The sequence below is a fragment of the Cohnella kolymensis genome, from assembly GCF_000829465.1.
Classification (GTDB): Bacteria; Bacillota; Bacilli; order Paenibacillales; family Paenibacillaceae; genus Cohnella; species Cohnella kolymensis.
In genome coordinates, this window is the sequence record NZ_JXAL01000009.1 from 1 (window position 1) to 18,451 (window position 18,451).

Consider the following 18,451-nt stretch of genomic DNA (forward strand, 5'->3'; position numbering starts at 1 on the left):
TTTATTTATGTTGGTAAATAGCGGATGCACCAGTGGACTATCATGACATTATCGCTGKTTTTTTGCCTTGCTAATCTACGTCAATCTTTTTTATACATCGGGATTTTGAACAAAACTGTTTGGTTCCGTTCCAACTTCCCCAGTAACAACCCACACATCTTTGAGGTTGTCTGAAATTCTGTTCTTGAACCCATTTAGGCATGACTGATGAATCTCCTTTTTATCATTAACTCCACGTTTTACCATTAACAATGAGATGAAAATTTATGCTCAACAAACGAACCGGGGCCTGTGATGGGGGAGTCAGGGGCCGGCTCCTTTAGCGTTTTACTATATATTTTTTTTCCATGCACTCTTTAACGGCGGCTGCCACAACGTAAACCCTTATTTACCACGCAGCCCGATGTCGAACCTTAGGGATTATCAAAATATTTTTATATTGATAAGAACATTTGTTCGGTTTATAATGTGAGAACAAACGTTCCTATTAGGAGTGAACAGCATGCCGATCGAAAAGTGTGTCGGTCAGATCGTGGAGATCATCTACCAGGACAGCAAGGGAAACATCACAAAACGACAGATCAGCGTTCATAAGGTGCGTGACGGTAAGGTGCGGGGATTCGATACAGTAAAGCAGGCATTCCGGTCGTTTGAAGTTGGGAGGATCCTGGCCGCGCAGCCGGTGAGCAGGAAACAGGCATGAGTACGCCGAGAAATATTGATAAAGAGGAAATGGCATGGGTGAAGGACTTTCTAATTCTACCGGTGATGCTGGATTACCTCGAGAAGGATATAGCCACAATTGAAAAGTCGGGCCTGAACACTGACATCGTGCTTATCCAAGAACTTAAAGGCGTTCAAAGTGAAGCGCTGAATGAACATATTTTAATTAAACGAAAGTTGAAAGAGCGAGGCATCAAGGTATACGCCCAGAGACATACTGCAAGAGGTTTGGATGCGGAATACCTGTGTCGAGGCTATAAACATACCTTACTGCTCTTATGGGGCAAGGTCCGGACGGAAGTGCTCGAAAGAACGAGTCGCTATGCCGGAGTGAAGTTAACGGGAAATTAACAGGGATGGGAAATGTAGCCAAGGGACAAATGATTAGTCAATAAGTCGTACTTTGTCGAAATTTGTTTATAACTAAAGTCTAGTATTCAACTCGATTAAGATGGGGTTACAATGAACGAACAGGTTTACCCAATCAATTGAACTTTGAAACATAGAAATAATATCCAACCGAACGAGCAAACCCGGTGAAAGCCGGCGACGCAAAACTATAGGGGCTAATGCGGATCCGCTATGCCAGCCAGGTGCCGAAGATGGGGTGATGTGAGTGCTCTTCCGACTCTAATGTTTTCTTGAAAGGACAGCTACCTCAGCAACCTAGCATGTGTATTAGGTTGCATTTTTTGGAAACAAAACTTAAGTAATGGCTTAAGACTCATCGTAGGAGGGAGCATGAAATGCCCTCTACCGTTTGCCATTATCGGAAACGTGAATCAGTTCGACGAGATCATCCATATAGCATCCGAAGAAGTCAGCTGCCAATTTTAAGTTTTCGACAGAAAGTTGCTCTTTGTTGTGGCAGACCTGAGATATATGTGCTTGGGACACATCAAGATGACGCGCTAAATCGACTTGTTTCTTTCCCGTTTTCTTAAACCATTCCGGCAAACGGCTCCTCATCTGAAGAGCCATGGATACCTCCAATTACATAAAATTGCCTTTTTCGATTATACAACAAAGGTGGAGAACAGTGTATGGAATTAGCTAGAAGGTATTTGCGCCTTCTCGAATCCGAGAGCAAAAACATGGAACCATCATTGCGCAACGCCAGAGAAGCAGCGGGCTATTCCGTGGAGTACGTAGCGAATGCGTTGAATATTTCTACAAGAACACTTTACAAATATGAACGATACCCTGCCAGTATTTATGTATCCACCGCAATCAAGCTGGCTCGTTTCTATGGTGTGACCTTAGATGAGCTCAGTTTTTCCTAAATAAACTGTTTCGCTCTCACTGTGTGAATGGCGTTGTGAGTGTAAAAAATGTGTAAAACATTTCCCGTTTTTATCGTGTTCAAACGGATTCTTATTAATGGAAGGAATACATACAAAAACCCGGAATCCTTGTTATTTCAGGGCATTCCGGGTTTTTTGAAGTTTATTAAAATTCACGTGTTAAGTTGTAATGGCGTCCCAGGAGGGATTCGAACCCCCGACAACTCGCTTAGAAGGCGAGTGCTCTATCCAACTGAGCTACTGGGACGAACTTGATTATTCTATCACAGACCGGTGCATCGACTCAAGAGCCGATTTGAGGAAAATTTCTAACGGCGCTAAGTTGTGCCGGGTTCGACCATCAAGTTGATCGGTTTGAAGATATACCGGTGAATGATCCATTCCGAGATCGCCAAAATAGCCGCAATAACCAGGGATTCGCCGAAAGAGAGCTCCAGGTTCATGGAATCTGCGACGACTCCCAGAAACAGCAGAGCGCCCACACCGTCCGCAATTGTGGCCACGGTATTATTTGTCGCACGTAAGAGAAGCTGATCTCCGATAAAATACTCGATCACGGACAGCACCGAAGCAATGAAGGCTGCCGTTATATAATCGATGTCCGTGTAGAAAACCAAGAGGGAGGAAACAATCACACCGTTAATCAGCCATTTCAGAACGAATTTCATCAGTTGATCTCCTTTAGCAGCGGCAACTATATAGTTAACTCGGGTTTATTGTCATTGTTCCTCAGCGGCACAAAAATATTACGCCGTTTACATAGACATCGCTTTTTGCGCCATTTTCACATCGTTGCCAAGCAGCTGCTGCAGGTTGTAAGCCGGATAATAACCGCGTTCCAGCATGAAATAAAACACTTTGCCGTGAAGCTGTATCGCTCGGAGAAGCTGTCTTTGGAAAGTGTCTCTCAAAGCCGGCGTTGCCGTCTCCGTGATGGCTATGGCATAATTGCGAACTGCGCTTTTGGCGAAACCAAGCAGGTGTCCGGAGAAAAATGGCGTTAAATCTGCAGGAGGCATATCCCTCACAGGCGGTTTCGGCGGAACCGGGGCTTTCGAGTAGAAAGGAAGAAGTTCGCTTAAGTTTTGCTGCATACCTTGTATAGCCTCCGAGTATAAGCCGCGAAGGGCAGGATCCTGAACTTTCGGAAGGTTCATTTTGAAATCCATCAGATTGCTGGCTTGCATGGCGACCAGTTCATGCATTTCAAGCGTTTCATGCCATGCTAAATGGGGTCTCGGCTGCCGTTCGTAATCGTACACCTTACAATCCCTCCATAAATATGATGGGATACCATATGCCTAATAATGCTGAAGGTTAGATGTCCAAGCGGATATGCCTAAAAAATAAGAAGCCCTCATGTGAAGGGCTTCTTCGTCGTTTATGTATTGGAGCGGGTGAAGGGAATACTCAACATCCTTGATTGAAATGTTCCCTGCGGGAACGGGTGGAGGTGGATGTTGACGCGCGTCCTACTAAGATTATTCAAGGAGCTTCTACGGGCGGTCGAACCGCTAAGGGTTCGTCTTCCCTTCCGAAGAAGAGTTTCATATGGAGCGGGTGAAGGGAATCGAACCCTCGCCTCAAGCTTGGGAAGCTGGCGTTCTGCCATTGAACTACACCCGCGCACTGCTGAAGCAAGAGCTATCATAGCATACAAGCGGCCTGTGAATCAATCAGCTAGAGTGGAGCGACGGGTTGGAGACATTAGAGGAACGGAGTTCCGCTATTCACTAAACAGAGGAAGCAACTGCACACTGTGCCCAGCAGTTTTCCATTTGTCATCCTGTTCGTGATATAATGCGAGGGAACCGAACCTGCGGCTACAAGCCGGTTGGAAGGGGCATTACCGATGACGGACGGCACCAAAGATAACTTGGTGTTATTTCCAAAAACTCTTGATTATTATCAAATACAATTGACGAAAATGCTGGAGACAGAGCGTTATGGCGACGCCAAGGCGCTTTTGACCTTTTTGCTCCAATGCCGCGGGGAAGCGGAGCGCCACCATACGGAATGGCAGGCTCTGCTGGGATGGCTGGATGCGGCTTTTCCCGACGCGCTAGGCGGGGATGTGACGGACGACTGGCAGCAAGAGGAGGAAGAAGAGCAGGCGGAGGAAGATTGGGTTCGCCGCCGAGTGACGCACCGCTCGCAAGAAGATACCGGCTATATTCCGAGACTGCTCGATTCGCTTCAGAATGGAGAGGATCCGGAGAAGCAGCTCGTTGCTCTCGGCCAGCTCCTGCATTTGGAACACCCGGATATTGAGCCGCTGCTGCGGCAGTGGCTGGCCGCGAAAGAATATCTGCCGCCTGTACAATTCCGCGCCCTGCAGGTTCTTCGCAAGCAAGGCGCCGCCGGGCCGGTCTCCCTATGGAGAGACGGAGAGAGCTTGACGGTAGAGGCTTCGGACACACCGATGTCGTTCGCCGATTTTCCTCAAGGAGTCCTGCAAGTGTTGGAAAGGTTGAAAAGCATGGCGGAGGTCTCGGATCCGACGCTGTCCTATTTTGCCGAAGAAATGTGGAAAGAGTGCGTACAGGCGGCCTATGGAACTTCTATGTACAACGGTATGGCCGAAAATAGCGACGGCTCTTCCGACTTATGGGCGGCTGCGCTGCATCAGCTGTTATTGGAGAAGCTGCACGGCAAACAAGGAGACGAATGGGTACGCGAACAATATGGGATCACGGGTGACCTCCGGTTTCGTTATGAGCAGGCGTTGCGCTGGCTCCGCCAATATGCCGCCGAACCGCGGCCAACCGTTCAATGACGGATAACTGTGCCTTGAATGCCGGTCGCCGATGATTTATAATGTAATGGTTTATGCCGTGCGAACGCGGCAAGATGTTACGGAGGGGAAAGCATATAATGAAAGCAAATTGGGAAAAGATAGAGAAGAACCTCGGCGTTCTTGACGTTGAAGTCGAGGCCGAGCAAGTTGCGAAAGCATTGGACAAGGCTTTCAAAAAAGTAGCGCAAAAAGCGAACGTGCCCGGATTCCGCAAAGGAAAAGTTCCGCGCACCATATTTGAAGCCCGTTTCGGAGTTGAAAGCCTGTACCAGGACGCGATCGACATCCTGCTTCCTGAAGCGTACACCAACGCCGTGGAAATGACCGGAATCGAACCGATCGACCGTCCCGATGTAGATGTCGAGCAATTCGGCAAAGGCCAATCGTTCAAGTTCAAAGCAAAAGTGATGGTTAAGCCTGAAGTGAAGCTCGGCGCCTACAAAGGATTGGAAGTACCTGCAGCAGACACCGACGTCAGCGAGGAAGAAGTAAACGCCGAACTGGAACGCCTTCAGCAGCGCCATGCGGAGCTTGTCGTTGTAGATGAAGGTCCTGCTCAAATGGGCGACCACACGGTCATCGACTTCGAAGGTTTCCTTGACGGCGAGCCTTTCGAAGGCGGCAAAGGCGAGCGTTTTTCGCTGGAGCTCGGATCGGGTTCGTTCATTCCCGGCTTTGAAGAGCAAGTCGTCGGATTGAATATTGCCGAGGAGAAGGAGATCAATGTCACTTTCCCGGAGAACTACCAGGCTGAGAATCTGGCCGGCAAACCGGTTGTATTCAAAGTGAAGCTGCATGAGATCAAACGCAAAAGCCTGCCGGCGCTGGACGATGAGTTCGCGAAAGACGTGAGCGAGTTCGATACGCTGGAGGAATACAAAGCGGATTTGACGAACAAGCTGAAGGAACGGAAAGCGAAGGACGCGGAGAGCACGCGTGAAGCCGCAGTTGTCGACAAAGCAGCGGAGGGCGCGGAGGTTGAAATCCCATCCGTCATGATCGATGCAGAAGTCGACCAGATGATGAAGGATTTCGAGAACCGTCTGAGCCAGCAAGGTATGAACCTGGAGTTGTACTTCCAGTTCAGCGGCCAAGACGAAGCCGCTCTGAAAGAGCAAATGAAGGGCGACGCCGAGAAGCGCGTACGCAACAATCTAGTCCTTGAAGAAGTTGCAAAAGCGGAGAACCTTGAAGTGTCCGAAGAGGATATCAATGAAGAGCTCGAGAGCCTCTCCAAGCTTTACGGCCGTTCGGCGGAAGAGCTTCGCAGCCTGTTCGCGGCCCAAGGATACCTCGACAATCTGGGTGCAGACCTGAAGGTGCGCAAAGCGGTCAAATTCCTCGTGGATGAAAGTAAAACAGCCTAAATCACAACATTAATCGATAAGGCACGTGCAAGCCGCGTGCCTTATTTTTAACCTTGCGTATACTACAGTAAGCCGGATATCACAGATGTTGAACACACCGGGCCGTTCAACATGACATTCCGTATTGAACGTGTTAGAATATTACCGAGATTTCAAGACAGTTGGAAATGGGGTTGGTTACATGTTGGTGCCTATGGTCGTCGAACAAACGAACCGCGGAGAACGGTCGTATGACATTTACTCAAGATTGTTGAAGGACCGCATCATTTTTCTCGGCAGCACGATTGATGACGACGTTGCCAATCTCGTCATCGCCCAACTGCTTTTTTTGGCCGCTGAAGATCCCGAGAAGGATATCAGTCTGTACATCAATTCCCCCGGCGGTTCAGTTACGTCCGGCTTGGGTATTTATGATACGATGCAGTTCATCAAACCGGATGTTTCCACCATCTGCGTCGGAATGGCCGCCAGCATGGGCTCTTTGCTGCTCACAGCGGGCGCTCCGGGCAAACGCTATGCTCTGCCGAACAGCGAGATTATGATTCACCAGCCGCTGGGCGGTGTAAGAGGTCAGGCATCGGACATCAAAATCCATGCCGATTGGATTGTCAAAACGAAGGAAAAGTTGAACCGGATCTATGTAGAGCGCACCGGTCAGCCGTACGAGAAGATCGAGCGCGATACCGACCGAGATAATTTCATGAGTGCGGAAGAAGCCGTGGAGTACCGGTTAGTCGACCGTATCATCACCGCACCCATTTTGGCATAAAAGGAGTGATTTCATGTTCAAATTCAGCGACGAAAAAGGTCAGTTGAAATGTTCGTTCTGCGGTAAGTCGCAGGATCAGGTGAGAAAGCTTGTCGCCGGTCCCGGCGTGTATATATGCGATGAGTGCATCGAGCTTTGCACGGAAATCGTCGAAGAGGAGCTCGGCCACGAGGAAGAGCTTGATCTGAAAGATATTCCAAAGCCGAAGGACATCCGGAACATTCTGGATCAATATGTCATCGGTCAGGAGCAAGCCAAGAAATCGTTGTCCGTAGCGGTGTACAACCATTACAAGCGGATTAACTCCCAAGCCAAGCTTGAAGATGTCGAGCTTCAGAAGAGCAACATCATGCTTGTAGGCCCGACCGGATCGGGGAAAACGCTGCTCGCTCAGACAATGGCCAAAATTCTGAATGTCCCGTTCGCGATCGCCGACGCGACTTCCTTGACGGAAGCCGGATATGTCGGTGAGGACGTCGAAAATATTTTGCTGAAGCTTATTCAAGCGGCAGATTACGATGTGGAGAAGGCCGAACGCGGCATCATCTACATCGATGAATTGATAAAGTGGCGCGCAAATCCGAGAACCCTTCCATTACCCGGGACGTGTCGGGCGAAGGTGTTCAACAGGCGCTTCTCAAGATTCTGGAGGGCACGGTTGCTTCGGTTCCTCCGCAGGGCGGACGCAAGCATCCGCATCAAGAATTTATCCAAATCGATACAACGAACATCCTGTTCATTTGCGGCGGCGCATTTGATGGTCTGGAGCAGCTCATCAAACGCAGAATCGGTAAAAAAGTGATCGGGTTCAGCTCCGCGCTGGAAGGCCAGAAAGAGATGAAGCCGGGCGAATATCTGTCTCTGGCTCAACCGGAAGATTTGCTGAAATTCGGACTTATCCCCGAGTTTGTCGGCCGTCTGCCCGTCATCTCCACACTTGAGCCGTTGGATGAGCCAGCGCTCGTCCGCATATTGTCGGAACCGAAGAATGCGCTGGTGAAGCAATACCAGAAGCTTCTCGAGATGGACAATGTGAAGCTCGAATTCGACAAAGGCGCGCTTGAAGAGATCGCTCGCGAGGCGATCAAGCGCAATACCGGAGCGCGGGGCTTGCGGGCCATCATCGAAGGCATCATGCTTGAAGTGATGTATGAAGTGCCTTCCCGCGACGACGTCGTCAATTGCCTGGTCACCGAGAAGTCGGTCAAGGAGAAGATGGCGCCGGAACTCACCACCAAAAAAGGCAAGAAAAAAGAAGAGAGCGCGTAACACAGGACGAAAGCCCAAGGGCTGTACGGTGTTCGCCTAAAGCTGCCGGTTCCACCCCGCCGATCTGCGGGGTGGACTTTGGCGTATACGGGGGAGAAACCTTATCATGTTCAAACGCACTGATACCGTGCCTGTCCGTGTCGGGAATTTGACGATCGGCGGGAACAATCAAGTCATCCTTCAAAGCATGTGTACAACCAAGACCGCTGACGTTGCCGCCACTGTGGCCGAGATCAAGCGGTTGGAGGAAGCCGGCTGCCAGCTGGTTCGTGTGACGGTGAACAACAAAGAAGCGGCGGAAGCGATCAAAGCGATCAAAAAAGAAATTTCCATTCCTTTGGTTGCCGACATTCATTTTGACTATCGTTTAGCTTTGGCGGCTATAGAGAACGGTATCGATAAAGTCCGCATCAATCCGGGCAACATCGGTCGGCGGGAAAAGGTGGAAGCCGTCGTGAACGCCTGCAAGGAGAGGGGCATCCCGATCCGGATCGGAGTTAACGCGGGTTCCCTGGAGAATCATTTGCTGGAAAAATACGGTTACCCGACTGCCGAAGCGATGGTGGAAAGCGCGCTGTTCCATATCGGCATTCTCGAGGAGCTCGATTTTCACGATATCATCGTTTCCTTGAAAGCCTCCGACGTTCCGATGGCGATAGAAGCTTATACGAAAGCGGCCGAGGTGATCCGATATCCCCTGCACCTGGGTATTACGGAAGCCGGAACTCTTTTCTCCGGTACGATCAAAAGCGCCGCAGGACTCGGTGTACTGCTTAACCAGGGTATCGGGAATACGATGCGGATTTCCTTAAGCGCCGATCCCGTGGAGGAAATCAAGGTTGCAAGAGAATTGCTCAAAACCTTCGGCCTCATCACAGATGCACCCACTTTGGTCTCCTGTCCGACATGCGGACGTCTGGATATCGATTTGTTCGCGGTAGCCAACGAAGTGGAAGGTTACCTGTCCAAATTGAAAGTTCCGATCAAAGTATCCGTGCTGGGCTGCGCGGTGAACGGCCCGGGGGAAGCGCGCGAAGCGGATATCGGCATAGCCGGCGCCCGCGGGGAAGGAATGCTTTTCCGTTATGGCGAGATGATTCGCAAAGTACCGGAAGCGGACCTCGTCGATGAGTTGAAGAAAGAGATTGACCACATTGTTGCGGTTTATACGGAAACAGGGGTCATTCCAGGAAGGAAACATTGATCCGATGCACAAAATATTTTATCCGCTGATGGCTGCAGCTTTGTTCATTCTGTCTTCATGCGGTTCGAATGATACGCAGCAGAACGCTCATGTTCACCATGCGCCGAACGGCGATTTACAGGAAGAGACAGCTTCTTTAGAGAAGCTGCCTTCTTTTTTGGATCATCTGTCGCCTGAAGTCGTTACGGCTTACACCGCAGCCGGCAAGCTGAAAGATACGCTGCAATGGATTCCGTGTTTCTGCGGCTGCGGGGAAAGCGCCGGACACAAAAGCAACCTTAACTGTTTCATCAATAGTGTGCGCGAAGACGGTTCCGTTGTGTGGGACGACCATGGGACCAGGTGCGGAGTATGCCTGGAAATCGCCATCACGGCCGCGCAGCTGAAGCAGCAGGGTGCAAGCACTCTGGAGATTCGGCAGTTGATCGATCGGCAATATTCTTCCGGGTATGGGAATCCGACGGTCACTCCTATGCCGAATGCTTAATCGAATGGAATGCGGGATGATATAACAATGGCTGGTAAAAAAGCGACAATTCGCGTTCTGAACAAGCAGTTGGTCCAAGAGCTGTGCGGCGCCGCTTCTTACATGCGCGGCGAGTCTTACTTCCGATCGGGTCAAGTCGACACGATTCGGAGGCTGCCTGACGGGGTTGTGCGGGCTGAAGTAAAAGGAAACGCGCGCAGCCGATACCAAGTGAGGATCGCGTTCGATGATAACGGTGATCTCGATGCCAGCTGCGAATGCGTTGCGTATGCTCCTCAGTCTTTTTGCATGCATATCGCGGCGGTGCTCCTCGCGCTTGTAGAGGAGCAGGACGAAGCGGCCGATGTGTTAAGCGGCACGATATCCGACAGAGATAGTCATCTGACGCGCCAGGCGATATTTTTATTCGACCGGGCATTAAACCGGGGCTCCCAACCGACAGACGGGCGCGATCGCTCCGCCGATGCGGAGCCGCTTCAGGTGGAGTATTCCTGTAAAGTACTGAGCGGCTATTCTAACAATCCGATGCTCGCTTTATCGATGAAAATCGGTGTGTCCCGTTTGTACATCGTGCAGAAGATGAAAGAATTCTTAAAGCATGTTGACTCGGGGACACCTATGATTTTCGCCAAACACTTCACCTACGACCCTTCAGAACACTACTTTCAAGATCAGGATGCGCGAGTCATTGAGGCGCTAATCGCGGCAGCAGGCAGTGAAGAAATTTATAAAGGGCTGTTTCACACTTTTCCCACTTATTCTCACCGCGAAGAACGGATTCTGATGATCCCTCCGGCCATTTGGGGTGAACTGCTGCCTATGCTGGATCAAGTCAATATTCGGTACGAAGACGCTGACGGGACAGGTATTCCGCTGCAACTGGCGGAAGGCCCGCTGCCGATTAGCGCACAACTGAAGCAGGCGGCCGGCGAAGGGTATCAGCTGGAAATTGAGGGACTCAAGAATGCGGTATTCCTCGAGAACTACGGCATGGCCATTATCGACGGCGTGTTTTACAAAGCCGATGCCGACGAGCTGAAGCGTATTGCAGAGCTGAAAAACCTTTTTCATCACGAGAAGCATACGCGGCTGCTCATATCCGACGAGCAGATCGAGCCGTTCATCGATCGGGTCGTTCGGGGTCTGAAACAATTTGCAGATGTGACCATATCGCCCCAAATCGCCGACCGGATCGTCAATCCTCCGCTCAAGGCCGAGCTTCATCTGGATTTCGAGGATGACAGGCTCGTGGCAAAGCTGGAGTACATTTACGGAGAAATTGTCATCGTCCCGCTTTCGCATAACGAGATGGCACCGCCGAGAGCCGACGTGATCCTGATGAGAGATCTGGAGAAGGAAAACAGGATCATGGGGCTTATCGAACGGTCGTCGTTCAAGTTTAACGGCCGGGAAGTGTATCTGGATAACGAAGAAGACATCTACGATTTTCTATTTCAGATACTGCCCCAATTGGAAGAGCATGTGGAGATTTACGCTACGTCTTCCGTGAAATCCGTTCTCCGCACGGTCGAATTCCGGCCCAAAGCGCGTCTTGATGTTGATGTCGGCACGAACTGGCTGGAAGTCTCATTCGACATGGAAGGCATGGATGACGAGCAAATTCAGAATCTTCTGCGCAATGTCGTTGAGAAAAAGAAATATTACCGTATGCCCGACGGAGCTTTCCTGTCTCTTGAGCAGGAAGGGTTTAGAGAAATTCATCGGCTGTTCGACGAACTGGATTTGCGGAAGCCTGAAATGAACGGAAGCCGAATACGCCTGCCTGCCGTGAAAAGCTTTCAGCTGATGGACCAATTCGGCAATACGCCCGGCGTACAGCTCGGCAAGACGCTGCGCAAGCTTTGGGACAACCTTCGGAATCCCGATAACCTGGACTTTGAAGTGCCTCCGGGTTTGGATCCCATTCTCCGCGATTATCAGAAGTACGGTTTTCAATGGTTGAAGACCTTATCTCACTACGGGTTGGGCGGCATTCTGGCGGATGATATGGGCTTGGGCAAAACGATTCAAAGCATCGCCTATATCGCTTCGGAGACGAACAAGGGATCTGGTGAAGATGGGGCGGCCGCGCCGGTACTGATCGTGTGTCCGGCTTCGCTCATTTACAACTGGGAACGCGAATGCAAGAAGTTCGCCCCTCAGCTCAGAACGATCGTCGCCGCAGGAGACCGGCAGGAAAGGACCGAGCTGATGTCCGACACCTCCGATGCCGACGTCTGGATCACCTCCTACCCTCTGCTGCGGCGGGACATCGACTGGTACGAAAAGCAAACGTTCCGGGCGCTTTTTCTGGACGAGGCGCAAGCGATTAAAAACCATGCGTCGCTGACTGCCCATGCGGTTCGCAGGCTGCGTGCAGGACAGCGCTTTGCGCTGACCGGCACCCCGATCGAGAATTCGCTTGAAGAGCTGTGGTCCATTTTTGACGCGGTATTTCCGGGTTTATTCGCGGGGAGAAAGTCATTCTCGGATCTTCCCAGGGACAAAGTCTCCCGTATGGTACGACCGTTTATCCTTCGCAGGCTCAAGCGCGAGGTGCTGACCGAGCTTCCGGACAAAATCGAAAGCGTGCAGCCGTCCGAGCTGTCCACCGAGCAGAAACAGCTCTATTTGGGTTATCTGGAAAAGCTGCAGAGCGATGTGGCGCGTGACTTGGCGGCGAACGGTTTCCAGAAAAGCAGGATGAAGATATTAGCCGGCTTAACGAGACTGCGGCAGCTTTGCTGCCATCCGGCATTGTTCATCGATGGATACGAGGGCTCCTCAGGCAAGCTCGAACAGCTCCTCGAAATTATCGACGAGTGTCTGGCGAGCGGCAAACGGATGCTCATTTTCTCGCAGTTCACCTCCATGCTGGCTATCATCCGGGGCAAGCTTGACGAGATGCGGCTGCCGTACTTTTATCTGGACGGATCCACCCCGTCTGCCGAGCGTGTTGAAATGTGCCAGGAGTTCAACGACGGGGCCCGCGACATGTTCCTGATCTCCCTCAAGGCCGGCGGCACCGGGTTGAATTTAACCGGGGCGGATACAGTGGTGCTCTACGATTTATGGTGGAATCCCGCGGTCGAGCAGCAGGCTGCGGACCGGGCGCACCGGATCGGCCAGAAGAACGTCGTGCAGGTGATCCGACTTGTTGCACAGGGTACGATCGAAGAGAAAATGCTGGAGCTGCAGCAGCGTAAAAAGACTTGATCGAAGAAATCATTCAGCCTGGGAATGCCGCCCTGTCCACTCTGACCGAGGAGGATATCCGCGAGCTGCTCCAAATCTGAATGTATCCGACCCTGACGACGACTACATCCTCCGATATTCGGGCAATACTACCAAGTATTGTGCGACTGATTGCAAGCGATCATCGATCGCGCACAGTCGTCACCGTGCGACTTTGCCGGCGCTTTCGGGCCGCGCGCAGTCGTCACAGGCCCGGGTGTCGGTTTTTTTGTCTTGAAAAGAATGCAGCGCCTTCAGAGGGCGTTATTGGGGAGGATGGACTTCTGTGTCATTAAGCGCTGTACTTATGCTCGTTCAAGTCTTTTTTGCCGTTGTTATCGGCATTTATTTCTGGAACTTGCTCCGTAACCAGAAAAGCAACCGCAGTGCCGTCGATCGCGAATCCCGCAAGGAAATGGACAAGCTGCGCAAGCTGAGATCCATTTCGTTAACGAAGCCGTTGTCTGAGAAAACGAGGCCGGCAAGCATTACGGACATTGTCGGGCAAAAGGAAGGGCTGCGCGCGCTTAAGGCTGCTTTATGCAGCAGCAACCCTCAGCATGTGCTCGTCTACGGACCCCCAGGGGTCGGCAAAACGGCTGCAGCGAGGGTCATTCTAGAGGAAGCCAAAAAGAACAAGCTGTCTCCATTCCGGCAGGACGCCAAGTTTACCGAAATCGATGCGACGACGGCTCGTTTCGATGAGCGAGGCGATCCGCGGATCCGCTCATCGGTTCCGTCCATGACCCGATTTATCAGGGTGGCAGGGGCGATGGGCGTAGCCGGGATTCCGCAGCCGAAGCCCGGAGCCGTCACCAAGGCCCATGGCGGGATCCTGTTTATCGATGAGATCGGCGAACTGCACCCGATACAGCTGAATAAGCTGTTAAAAGTGTTGGAGGATCGCAAGGTGTTCCTTGAGAGCGCCTATTACCATTCGGAAGACGGCAACATACCGATGTATATACATGATATTTTCCAGAACGGCTTGCCTGCGGATTTTCGTCTGGTGGGCGCGACCACCAGGTCGCCGGGCGATCTGCCACCTGCTCTGCGCAGCCGCTGTATGGAAGTGTTTTTCCGGCCTTTGCTGCCTGCGGAAATCGGGCAGATTGCGGAGAATGCGATTCAGAAGATCGGCTTTCAGCCGCAGCCTGAGGCTATTGAGGTTGTCAAACGGTACGCCACGAACGGCCGCGAGGCTGTCAACATTATTCAATTGGCCGCCGGCCTGTCATTGTCGGAAAACCGTGAGCAGCTTGGTGCCGAGGACGTGGAATGGGTGGTGAACAGCAGCCAGCTGCCGCCGAGGCCCGACCGCAAAATTCCTGCGGAGCCGCAGGTGGGACTGGTCAACGGATTGGCGGTTTACGGCCCGAACATGGGTGCGCTGCTGGAAATCGAGGTCACGGCGATTCCTGCAGCCGCCGGGCGGGGCCAGTTCAATATCACCGGAGTTGTAGATGAAGAAGAACTCGGGGGCGGTCAGCGCACGCTGCGCAGAAAAGGCATGGCCAAAGGTTCTTTGGACAATGTGTTGACGGTGCTGCGCCGCAACGGTTTCCAGCCTGAAAATTACGATCTGCATATTAACTTTCCCGGAGGTACTCCGGTGGATGGGCCGTCGGCAGGGGTAGCCATGGCTGTTGCGATTGCATCTGCAATGACCGGGAAACCGGTCGATAACAAGCTGGCGCTGACAGGAGAGATCAGCATCCACGGCGGCGTTAAGCCGGTAGGCGGAGTCATTGCCAAAGTGGAGGCGGCGTTCCAAGCCGGCGCCAAGACCGTCATCATTCCGAAAGAGAATTGGCAGGCCATCTTCGAGGGGCTGGAGGACGTCAAGGTGATACCGGTCGATCGGATGGAAGAGGTTTTCCGCCACGTGTTCGGGGACGAAATGATGCAGACGGAGAACCGCTGGCAAATCGCCGAACTTCCCGTGGCCGCGGACACTTTTGCGGCCGCCCCGGCAGGCTCCATCCTGCATGCGGGCACGGTCCAACAGGAATCCGGCGCACGGGATGCGTCCACTTCCCGGTTACAAGGGTAATGAACATTGTAGGAACATAGCCGTCCTGAGGGGCGGCCCTCTTTTTGCGGCAGGAGATCACATTTGGTACAATGACTGGAGTATTCCAATTATTCCAGAGGAGGGCGAATCATGGGTTCGAGCAAACCGAAAAGTCGTTCCATCCCTTTGCTGCCCCTGCGCGGGCTGCTCGTCTATCCCAGCATGGTGCTTCATCTGGATGTTGGCCGTGAGAAATCGGTCAAAGCACTGGAACAATGCATGGTGGACGATCATATGATTCTGCTCTGCTCCCAATCTGAGGTCAACATTGAGGAGCCGACGCAGGAAGATATTTATCAGGTTGGAACAATTGCGAAAGTACGTCAGATGTTGAAGCTTCCTAACGGCACGATCCGCGTTCTCGTCGAAGGCGTCAGCCGGGCGGAGATTGAGCAATACTTGCCTAATGAAGAATTTTATGAAGTATTGGCGCATGAGCTGCAAGAAGGGCCGAGCAACGATTCCGAGCTGGATGCGCTCATGCGCGCCGTGCTCAGCCAATTCGAGCATTATATCAACCTTTCCAAGAAGGTGACCCCGGAGACGCTGGCCGCAGTATCGGACATCGATCAGCCGGGCCGTTTGGCCGATGTCATTACGAGTCATCTGTCGCTGAAGATCAAAGATAAGCAAGAGATTCTCGAGACTGTCGACGTTCGTCCGCGGCTCGAGAAGCTGCTGGATTTTCTCAATAACGAACGTGAAGTGCTGGAACTGGAACGCAAGATTAGCCAGCGCGTGAAGAAACAGATGGAGAAAACCCAGAAGGAATATTACCTTCGGGAGCAGATGAAAGCTATTCAGAAAGAACTGGGCGATAAGGAAGGCCGCGCCGGCGAGGTCGAGGAATTGAGAGCGCAGCTCGCCGAAGCCGATTTGCCGGAGAAAATCGCGGCAAAAGTGGAGAAGGAAATCGATCGTCTTGAGAAGATGCCCGCATCCTCGGCCGAAGGGGCCGTTATCCGCACTTATGTAGAGTGGCTGCTCGCCTTGCCGTGGAACAAACAGACGGAAGACGATCTCGACATCTCCAAAGCGGAAAAAATTATGGAACAAGAGCACTATGGTCTCGAGAAGCCGAAAGAGCGTGTTCTTGAATATCTGGCCGTTCAGAAGCTGGTCAAGAAACTTAAAGGTCCGATACTGTGTCTTGTGGGGCCTCCCGGCGTCGGTAAGACCTCGCTGGCCCGTTCGATCGCAACATCGCTGGGCCGGGAATTCGTGCGGATTTCGCTGGGCGGCGTTCGTGATGAGGCGGAGATCCGCGGTCACCGCCGTACTTATGTCGGCGCGATGCCTGACCGCATCGTTCAAGGCATGCGGAATGCGGGAACCGCTAACCCGGTGTTCCTGCTCGACGAAATCGACAAGATGGCCATGGACTTCCGCGGAGACCCGTCATCGGCGCTGCTTGAGGTTCTGGATCCCGAGCAGAATGCGACCTTCAGCGATCATTACATTGAGATGCCGTTTGACCTTTCCAATGTCATGTTCGTGACGACAGCGAACGTGATGCATAACATACCGCGTCCTCTGTTGGACCGGATGGAGCTGCTTTACATTCCGGGCTACACCGAACTCGAGAAGCTGCAAATTGCTCAGCGCCACCTGCTTCCAAAGCAGAAGCGCGACCACGGGTTGGCTGAAGATCAACTCGTTATGGAAAGCGAAGCCTTGTTAGCTATGATCCGGGAGTATACACGCGAAGCGGGCGTCCGCAACATGGAACAGCAGCTTGCATCGATTTGCCGGAAAGCGGCTAAGGCGATTGTCGCGGATCCAAGCGCAGCTCCTTACGTGGTGGATGCCGCTCGATTAAAGGAATTGCTCGGTCCGGGCAAATACCGCTACGGTATGGCGGAGATGGAGGATCAGATCGGTGCGGTTACCGGACTTGCATGGACGGAAGTGGGCGGCGACACGCTGGTCATCGAAGTCACGGTGATGCCCGGCAGCGGCAAGCTGACTTTAACCGGCCAGCTGGGCGACGTCATGAAAGAATCGGCCCAGGCAGCTTTCAGCTACACGCGCAGCCGCGCCAAGGAACTCGGAATCGATCCGCAATTCCATGACAAGAACGACATTCATATTCATATTCCTGAAGGGGCGATCCCCAAAGATGGACCATCTGCCGGTATTACGATGGCTACGGCCTTGATATCGGCGCTTACCGGAAGACGTGTGTCCAGAGCAGTTGCGATGACCGGCGAAATCACCTTGCGCGGTCGTGTGCTTCCGATCGGGGGGCTTAAGGAGAAGTCCTTGGCGGCGCATCGGGCCGGAATTACGAAGGTGCTCATACCGAAGGATAACGAGCGCGATTTGAGGGATATTCCGGAAAGCGTCCGGGAGGATATGACTTTCGTTCCGGTATCGCACATGGATGAGGTGCTCCAGCATGCCTTGGCCGAACCGTTCGGCCGGCAGCCTTCGGGTTCCGAAGACAATGAGATGCAGAATGGAAACCCTGCGCTTAGACCTGCGGTCGATAATAAACCGGAGGATACGCCGCCTGTCGGCACACATTGATGGGAGACGTCACGTACCATGAAAATCAAGCAAACTGAATTTGTCATCAGCGCGGTCGGCCCGAGCCAATTTCCGGAGGATGGTTTACCGGAAGTGGCCCTCGCCGGCCGTTCCAATGTGGGTAAATCCTCGCTCATCAACAAGATGCTGCTGAGACGCAACTTAGCCCGAACCAGCTCGCAGCCGGGAAAAACGCAAACGCTTAATTATTACAAGATCAATGACGATCTTTACTTTGTAGACTTTCCGGGCTATGGCTACGCAAGAGTGTCCAAGACCGAGCGGCAAGCATGGGGCAAGATGATCGAACAATACTTACGCGACCGTGATCCGCTTAAACTTGTGCTGCAGCTCGTGGACTTCAGGCACCCTCCGTCTGCAGAAGACCAGAAGATGTATCAATGGCTTTCCCATTACGAGATTCCGATGTGTGTCGTGGCGACCAAGACGGATAAAGTATCCCGTTCGCAATGGCCCAAACATTCCAAAATCATACGCCAAACCCTCGGCATGCCCGGTCACGTACCATTGATGCTGTTTTCATCGGAAACGGGACAGGGAAGAGACGAATTATGGAGCCTGATTGCGCAAGCGGCAGAAATACCGTCTAACGACCCCTCTGAACCCCGCAACATCATGCAGGAAACAGAGGATAACGGGTAAAAATCCGTCAGGATCGCGGGAGGCATCGTTT

15 protein-coding genes, 2 tRNA genes, 1 pseudogene and 1 riboswitch are annotated in these 18,451 nt (G+C 52.3%); of the genes and pseudogenes, 13 read left to right on the top strand and 5 right to left on the bottom strand.

Annotation, left to right across the window (positions count from 1 at the left end; all coding sequences use genetic code 11):
- Nucleotides 1–502 precede the first annotated feature (502 nt).
- Together SD71_RS07835 and SD71_RS07840 are read left to right on the top strand one after the other, a co-directional pair.
- Complete coding sequence (locus SD71_RS07835) at nucleotides 503–703, top strand: hypothetical protein (protein WP_041061869.1); 201 nt, start codon at nucleotides 503–505, stop codon at nucleotides 701–703.
- A complete protein-coding gene (locus tag SD71_RS07840; RefSeq protein ID WP_041061871.1) occupies nucleotides 700–1,074 on the top strand; it encodes a hypothetical protein in 375 nt (124 codons plus the stop codon). The genes SD71_RS07835 and SD71_RS07840 overlap by 4 nt, the downstream gene beginning before the upstream one ends.
- Nucleotides 1,075–1,239: 165 nt before the next feature.
- Nucleotides 1,240–1,324, top strand: a riboswitch (cyclic di-GMP riboswitch).
- 152 nt (nucleotides 1,325–1,476) lie between these two features.
- Here the strand turns inward: SD71_RS07840 and SD71_RS07845 are convergent.
- Entirely contained in the window at nucleotides 1,477–1,704 is a 228-nt protein-coding gene (locus SD71_RS07845) for a helix-turn-helix transcriptional regulator (RefSeq protein ID WP_041061874.1), read from the bottom strand.
- Between the two features lie 62 nt (nucleotides 1,705–1,766).
- Here SD71_RS07845 and SD71_RS07850 point away from each other — a divergent pair, with 62 nt between their 5' ends.
- Nucleotides 1,767–2,006 carry a helix-turn-helix domain-containing protein gene (locus tag SD71_RS07850; protein ID WP_041061877.1) on the top strand — a complete coding sequence of 80 codons (240 nt, stop codon included), beginning with the start codon at nucleotides 1,767–1,769 and terminating at the stop codon, nucleotides 2,004–2,006.
- Nucleotides 2,007–2,197: 191 nt separating this feature from the next.
- Here the strand turns inward: SD71_RS07850 and SD71_RS07855 are convergent.
- The 4 genes from SD71_RS07855 to SD71_RS07870 form a co-directional block, all read right to left on the bottom strand.
- Nucleotides 2,198–2,274: transfer RNA gene (locus SD71_RS07855), tRNA-Arg, on the bottom strand.
- A gap of 70 nt (nucleotides 2,275–2,344) precedes the next feature.
- On the bottom strand, nucleotides 2,345–2,695 hold the full coding sequence (locus tag SD71_RS07860; protein ID WP_052476074.1) for a DUF2512 family protein: 351 nt from the start codon (nucleotides 2,693–2,695) through the stop codon (nucleotides 2,345–2,347).
- An 87-nt stretch (nucleotides 2,696–2,782) separates the two neighbouring features.
- Nucleotides 2,783–3,232, bottom strand: coding sequence for a spore coat protein (locus SD71_RS07865; RefSeq protein ID WP_052476077.1), 450 nt, complete (start codon nucleotides 3,230–3,232; stop codon nucleotides 2,783–2,785).
- Nucleotides 3,233–3,579: 347 nt separating this feature from the next.
- Nucleotides 3,580–3,653: transfer RNA gene (locus SD71_RS07870), tRNA-Gly, on the bottom strand.
- 226 nt (nucleotides 3,654–3,879) lie between these two features.
- On the opposite strand from SD71_RS07870, the gene SD71_RS07875 reads away from it, so the two are divergent.
- The 10 genes and pseudogenes from SD71_RS07875 (at nucleotide 3,880) to yihA (ending at nucleotide 18,420) form a co-directional block, all read left to right on the top strand.
- Entirely contained in the window at nucleotides 3,880–4,803 is a 924-nt protein-coding gene (locus tag SD71_RS07875; RefSeq protein WP_041061886.1) for a HEAT repeat domain-containing protein, read from the top strand.
- A gap of 98 nt (nucleotides 4,804–4,901) precedes the next feature.
- A complete protein-coding gene (tig, locus tag SD71_RS07880; protein WP_041061889.1) occupies nucleotides 4,902–6,191 on the top strand; it encodes a trigger factor in 1,290 nt (429 codons plus the stop codon).
- A 181-nt stretch (nucleotides 6,192–6,372) separates the two neighbouring features.
- Nucleotides 6,373–6,960, top strand: coding sequence for an ATP-dependent Clp endopeptidase proteolytic subunit ClpP (gene clpP / locus SD71_RS07885; RefSeq protein ID WP_041061892.1), 588 nt, complete (start codon nucleotides 6,373–6,375; stop codon nucleotides 6,958–6,960).
- 13 nt (nucleotides 6,961–6,973) lie between these two features.
- Nucleotides 6,974–8,229 (top strand): annotated as a pseudogene (clpX, locus tag SD71_RS07890) (ATP-dependent protease ATP-binding subunit ClpX).
- Between the two features lie 106 nt (nucleotides 8,230–8,335).
- Nucleotides 8,336–9,433, top strand: coding sequence for a flavodoxin-dependent (E)-4-hydroxy-3-methylbut-2-enyl-diphosphate synthase (ispG, locus tag SD71_RS07895; protein ID WP_041061894.1), 1,098 nt, complete (start codon nucleotides 8,336–8,338; stop codon nucleotides 9,431–9,433).
- A 4-nt stretch (nucleotides 9,434–9,437) separates the two neighbouring features.
- Nucleotides 9,438–9,920, top strand: coding sequence for a PCYCGC motif-containing (lipo)protein (locus SD71_RS07900; protein ID WP_041061896.1), 483 nt, complete (start codon nucleotides 9,438–9,440; stop codon nucleotides 9,918–9,920).
- A 27-nt stretch (nucleotides 9,921–9,947) separates the two neighbouring features.
- On the top strand, nucleotides 9,948–13,136 hold the full coding sequence (locus tag SD71_RS07905; protein ID WP_052476075.1) for a DEAD/DEAH box helicase: 3,189 nt from the start codon (nucleotides 9,948–9,950) through the stop codon (nucleotides 13,134–13,136).
- Nucleotides 13,137–13,440: 304 nt separating this feature from the next.
- Nucleotides 13,441–15,207 carry an ATP-dependent protease LonB gene (gene lonB / locus SD71_RS07910; protein ID WP_235427036.1) on the top strand — a complete coding sequence of 589 codons (1,767 nt, stop codon included), beginning with the start codon at nucleotides 13,441–13,443 and terminating at the stop codon, nucleotides 15,205–15,207.
- A 111-nt stretch (nucleotides 15,208–15,318) separates the two neighbouring features.
- Nucleotides 15,319–17,757: an endopeptidase La gene (gene lon, locus SD71_RS07915; protein WP_041061898.1), complete on the top strand. Its 2,439-nt coding sequence runs from the start codon at nucleotides 15,319–15,321 to the stop codon at nucleotides 17,755–17,757.
- A gap of 18 nt (nucleotides 17,758–17,775) precedes the next feature.
- Nucleotides 17,776–18,420, top strand: a complete 645-nt coding sequence (yihA, locus tag SD71_RS07920) for a ribosome biogenesis GTP-binding protein YihA/YsxC (protein WP_041061901.1) — start codon at nucleotides 17,776–17,778, stop codon at nucleotides 18,418–18,420.
- Nucleotides 18,421–18,451 lie beyond the last annotated feature (31 nt).

What these genes read in the sequence shown, in the direction of transcription:
- lon (WP_041061898.1), top strand. Translation starts at nt 15,319, where the DNA reads ATGGGTTCGAGCAAACCGAAAAGTCGTTCCATCCCTTTGCTGCCCCTG.
- SD71_RS07860 (WP_052476074.1), bottom strand. Translation starts at nt 2,695, where the DNA reads ATGAAATTCGTTCTGAAATGGCTGATTAACGGTGTGATTGTTTCCTCC.
- SD71_RS07865 (WP_052476077.1), bottom strand. Translation starts at nt 3,232, where the DNA reads ATGCATGAACTGGTCGCCATGCAAGCCAGCAATCTGATGGATTTCAAA.
- SD71_RS07840 (WP_041061871.1), top strand. Translation starts at nt 700, where the DNA reads ATGAGTACGCCGAGAAATATTGATAAAGAGGAAATGGCATGGGTGAAG.
- SD71_RS07835 (WP_041061869.1), top strand. Translation starts at nt 503, where the DNA reads ATGCCGATCGAAAAGTGTGTCGGTCAGATCGTGGAGATCATCTACCAG.
- SD71_RS07900 (WP_041061896.1), top strand. Translation starts at nt 9,438, where the DNA reads ATGCACAAAATATTTTATCCGCTGATGGCTGCAGCTTTGTTCATTCTG.
- SD71_RS07845 (WP_041061874.1), bottom strand. Translation starts at nt 1,704, where the DNA reads ATGGCTCTTCAGATGAGGAGCCGTTTGCCGGAATGGTTTAAGAAAACG.
- tig (WP_041061889.1), top strand. Translation starts at nt 4,902, where the DNA reads ATGAAAGCAAATTGGGAAAAGATAGAGAAGAACCTCGGCGTTCTTGAC.
- SD71_RS07875 (WP_041061886.1), top strand. Translation starts at nt 3,880, where the DNA reads ATGACGGACGGCACCAAAGATAACTTGGTGTTATTTCCAAAAACTCTT.
- yihA (WP_041061901.1), top strand. Translation starts at nt 17,776, where the DNA reads ATGAAAATCAAGCAAACTGAATTTGTCATCAGCGCGGTCGGCCCGAGC.
- ispG (WP_041061894.1), top strand. Translation starts at nt 8,336, where the DNA reads ATGTTCAAACGCACTGATACCGTGCCTGTCCGTGTCGGGAATTTGACG.
- clpP (WP_041061892.1), top strand. Translation starts at nt 6,373, where the DNA reads ATGTTGGTGCCTATGGTCGTCGAACAAACGAACCGCGGAGAACGGTCG.
- SD71_RS07850 (WP_041061877.1), top strand. Translation starts at nt 1,767, where the DNA reads ATGGAATTAGCTAGAAGGTATTTGCGCCTTCTCGAATCCGAGAGCAAA.
- SD71_RS07905 (WP_052476075.1), top strand. Translation starts at nt 9,948, where the DNA reads ATGGCTGGTAAAAAAGCGACAATTCGCGTTCTGAACAAGCAGTTGGTC.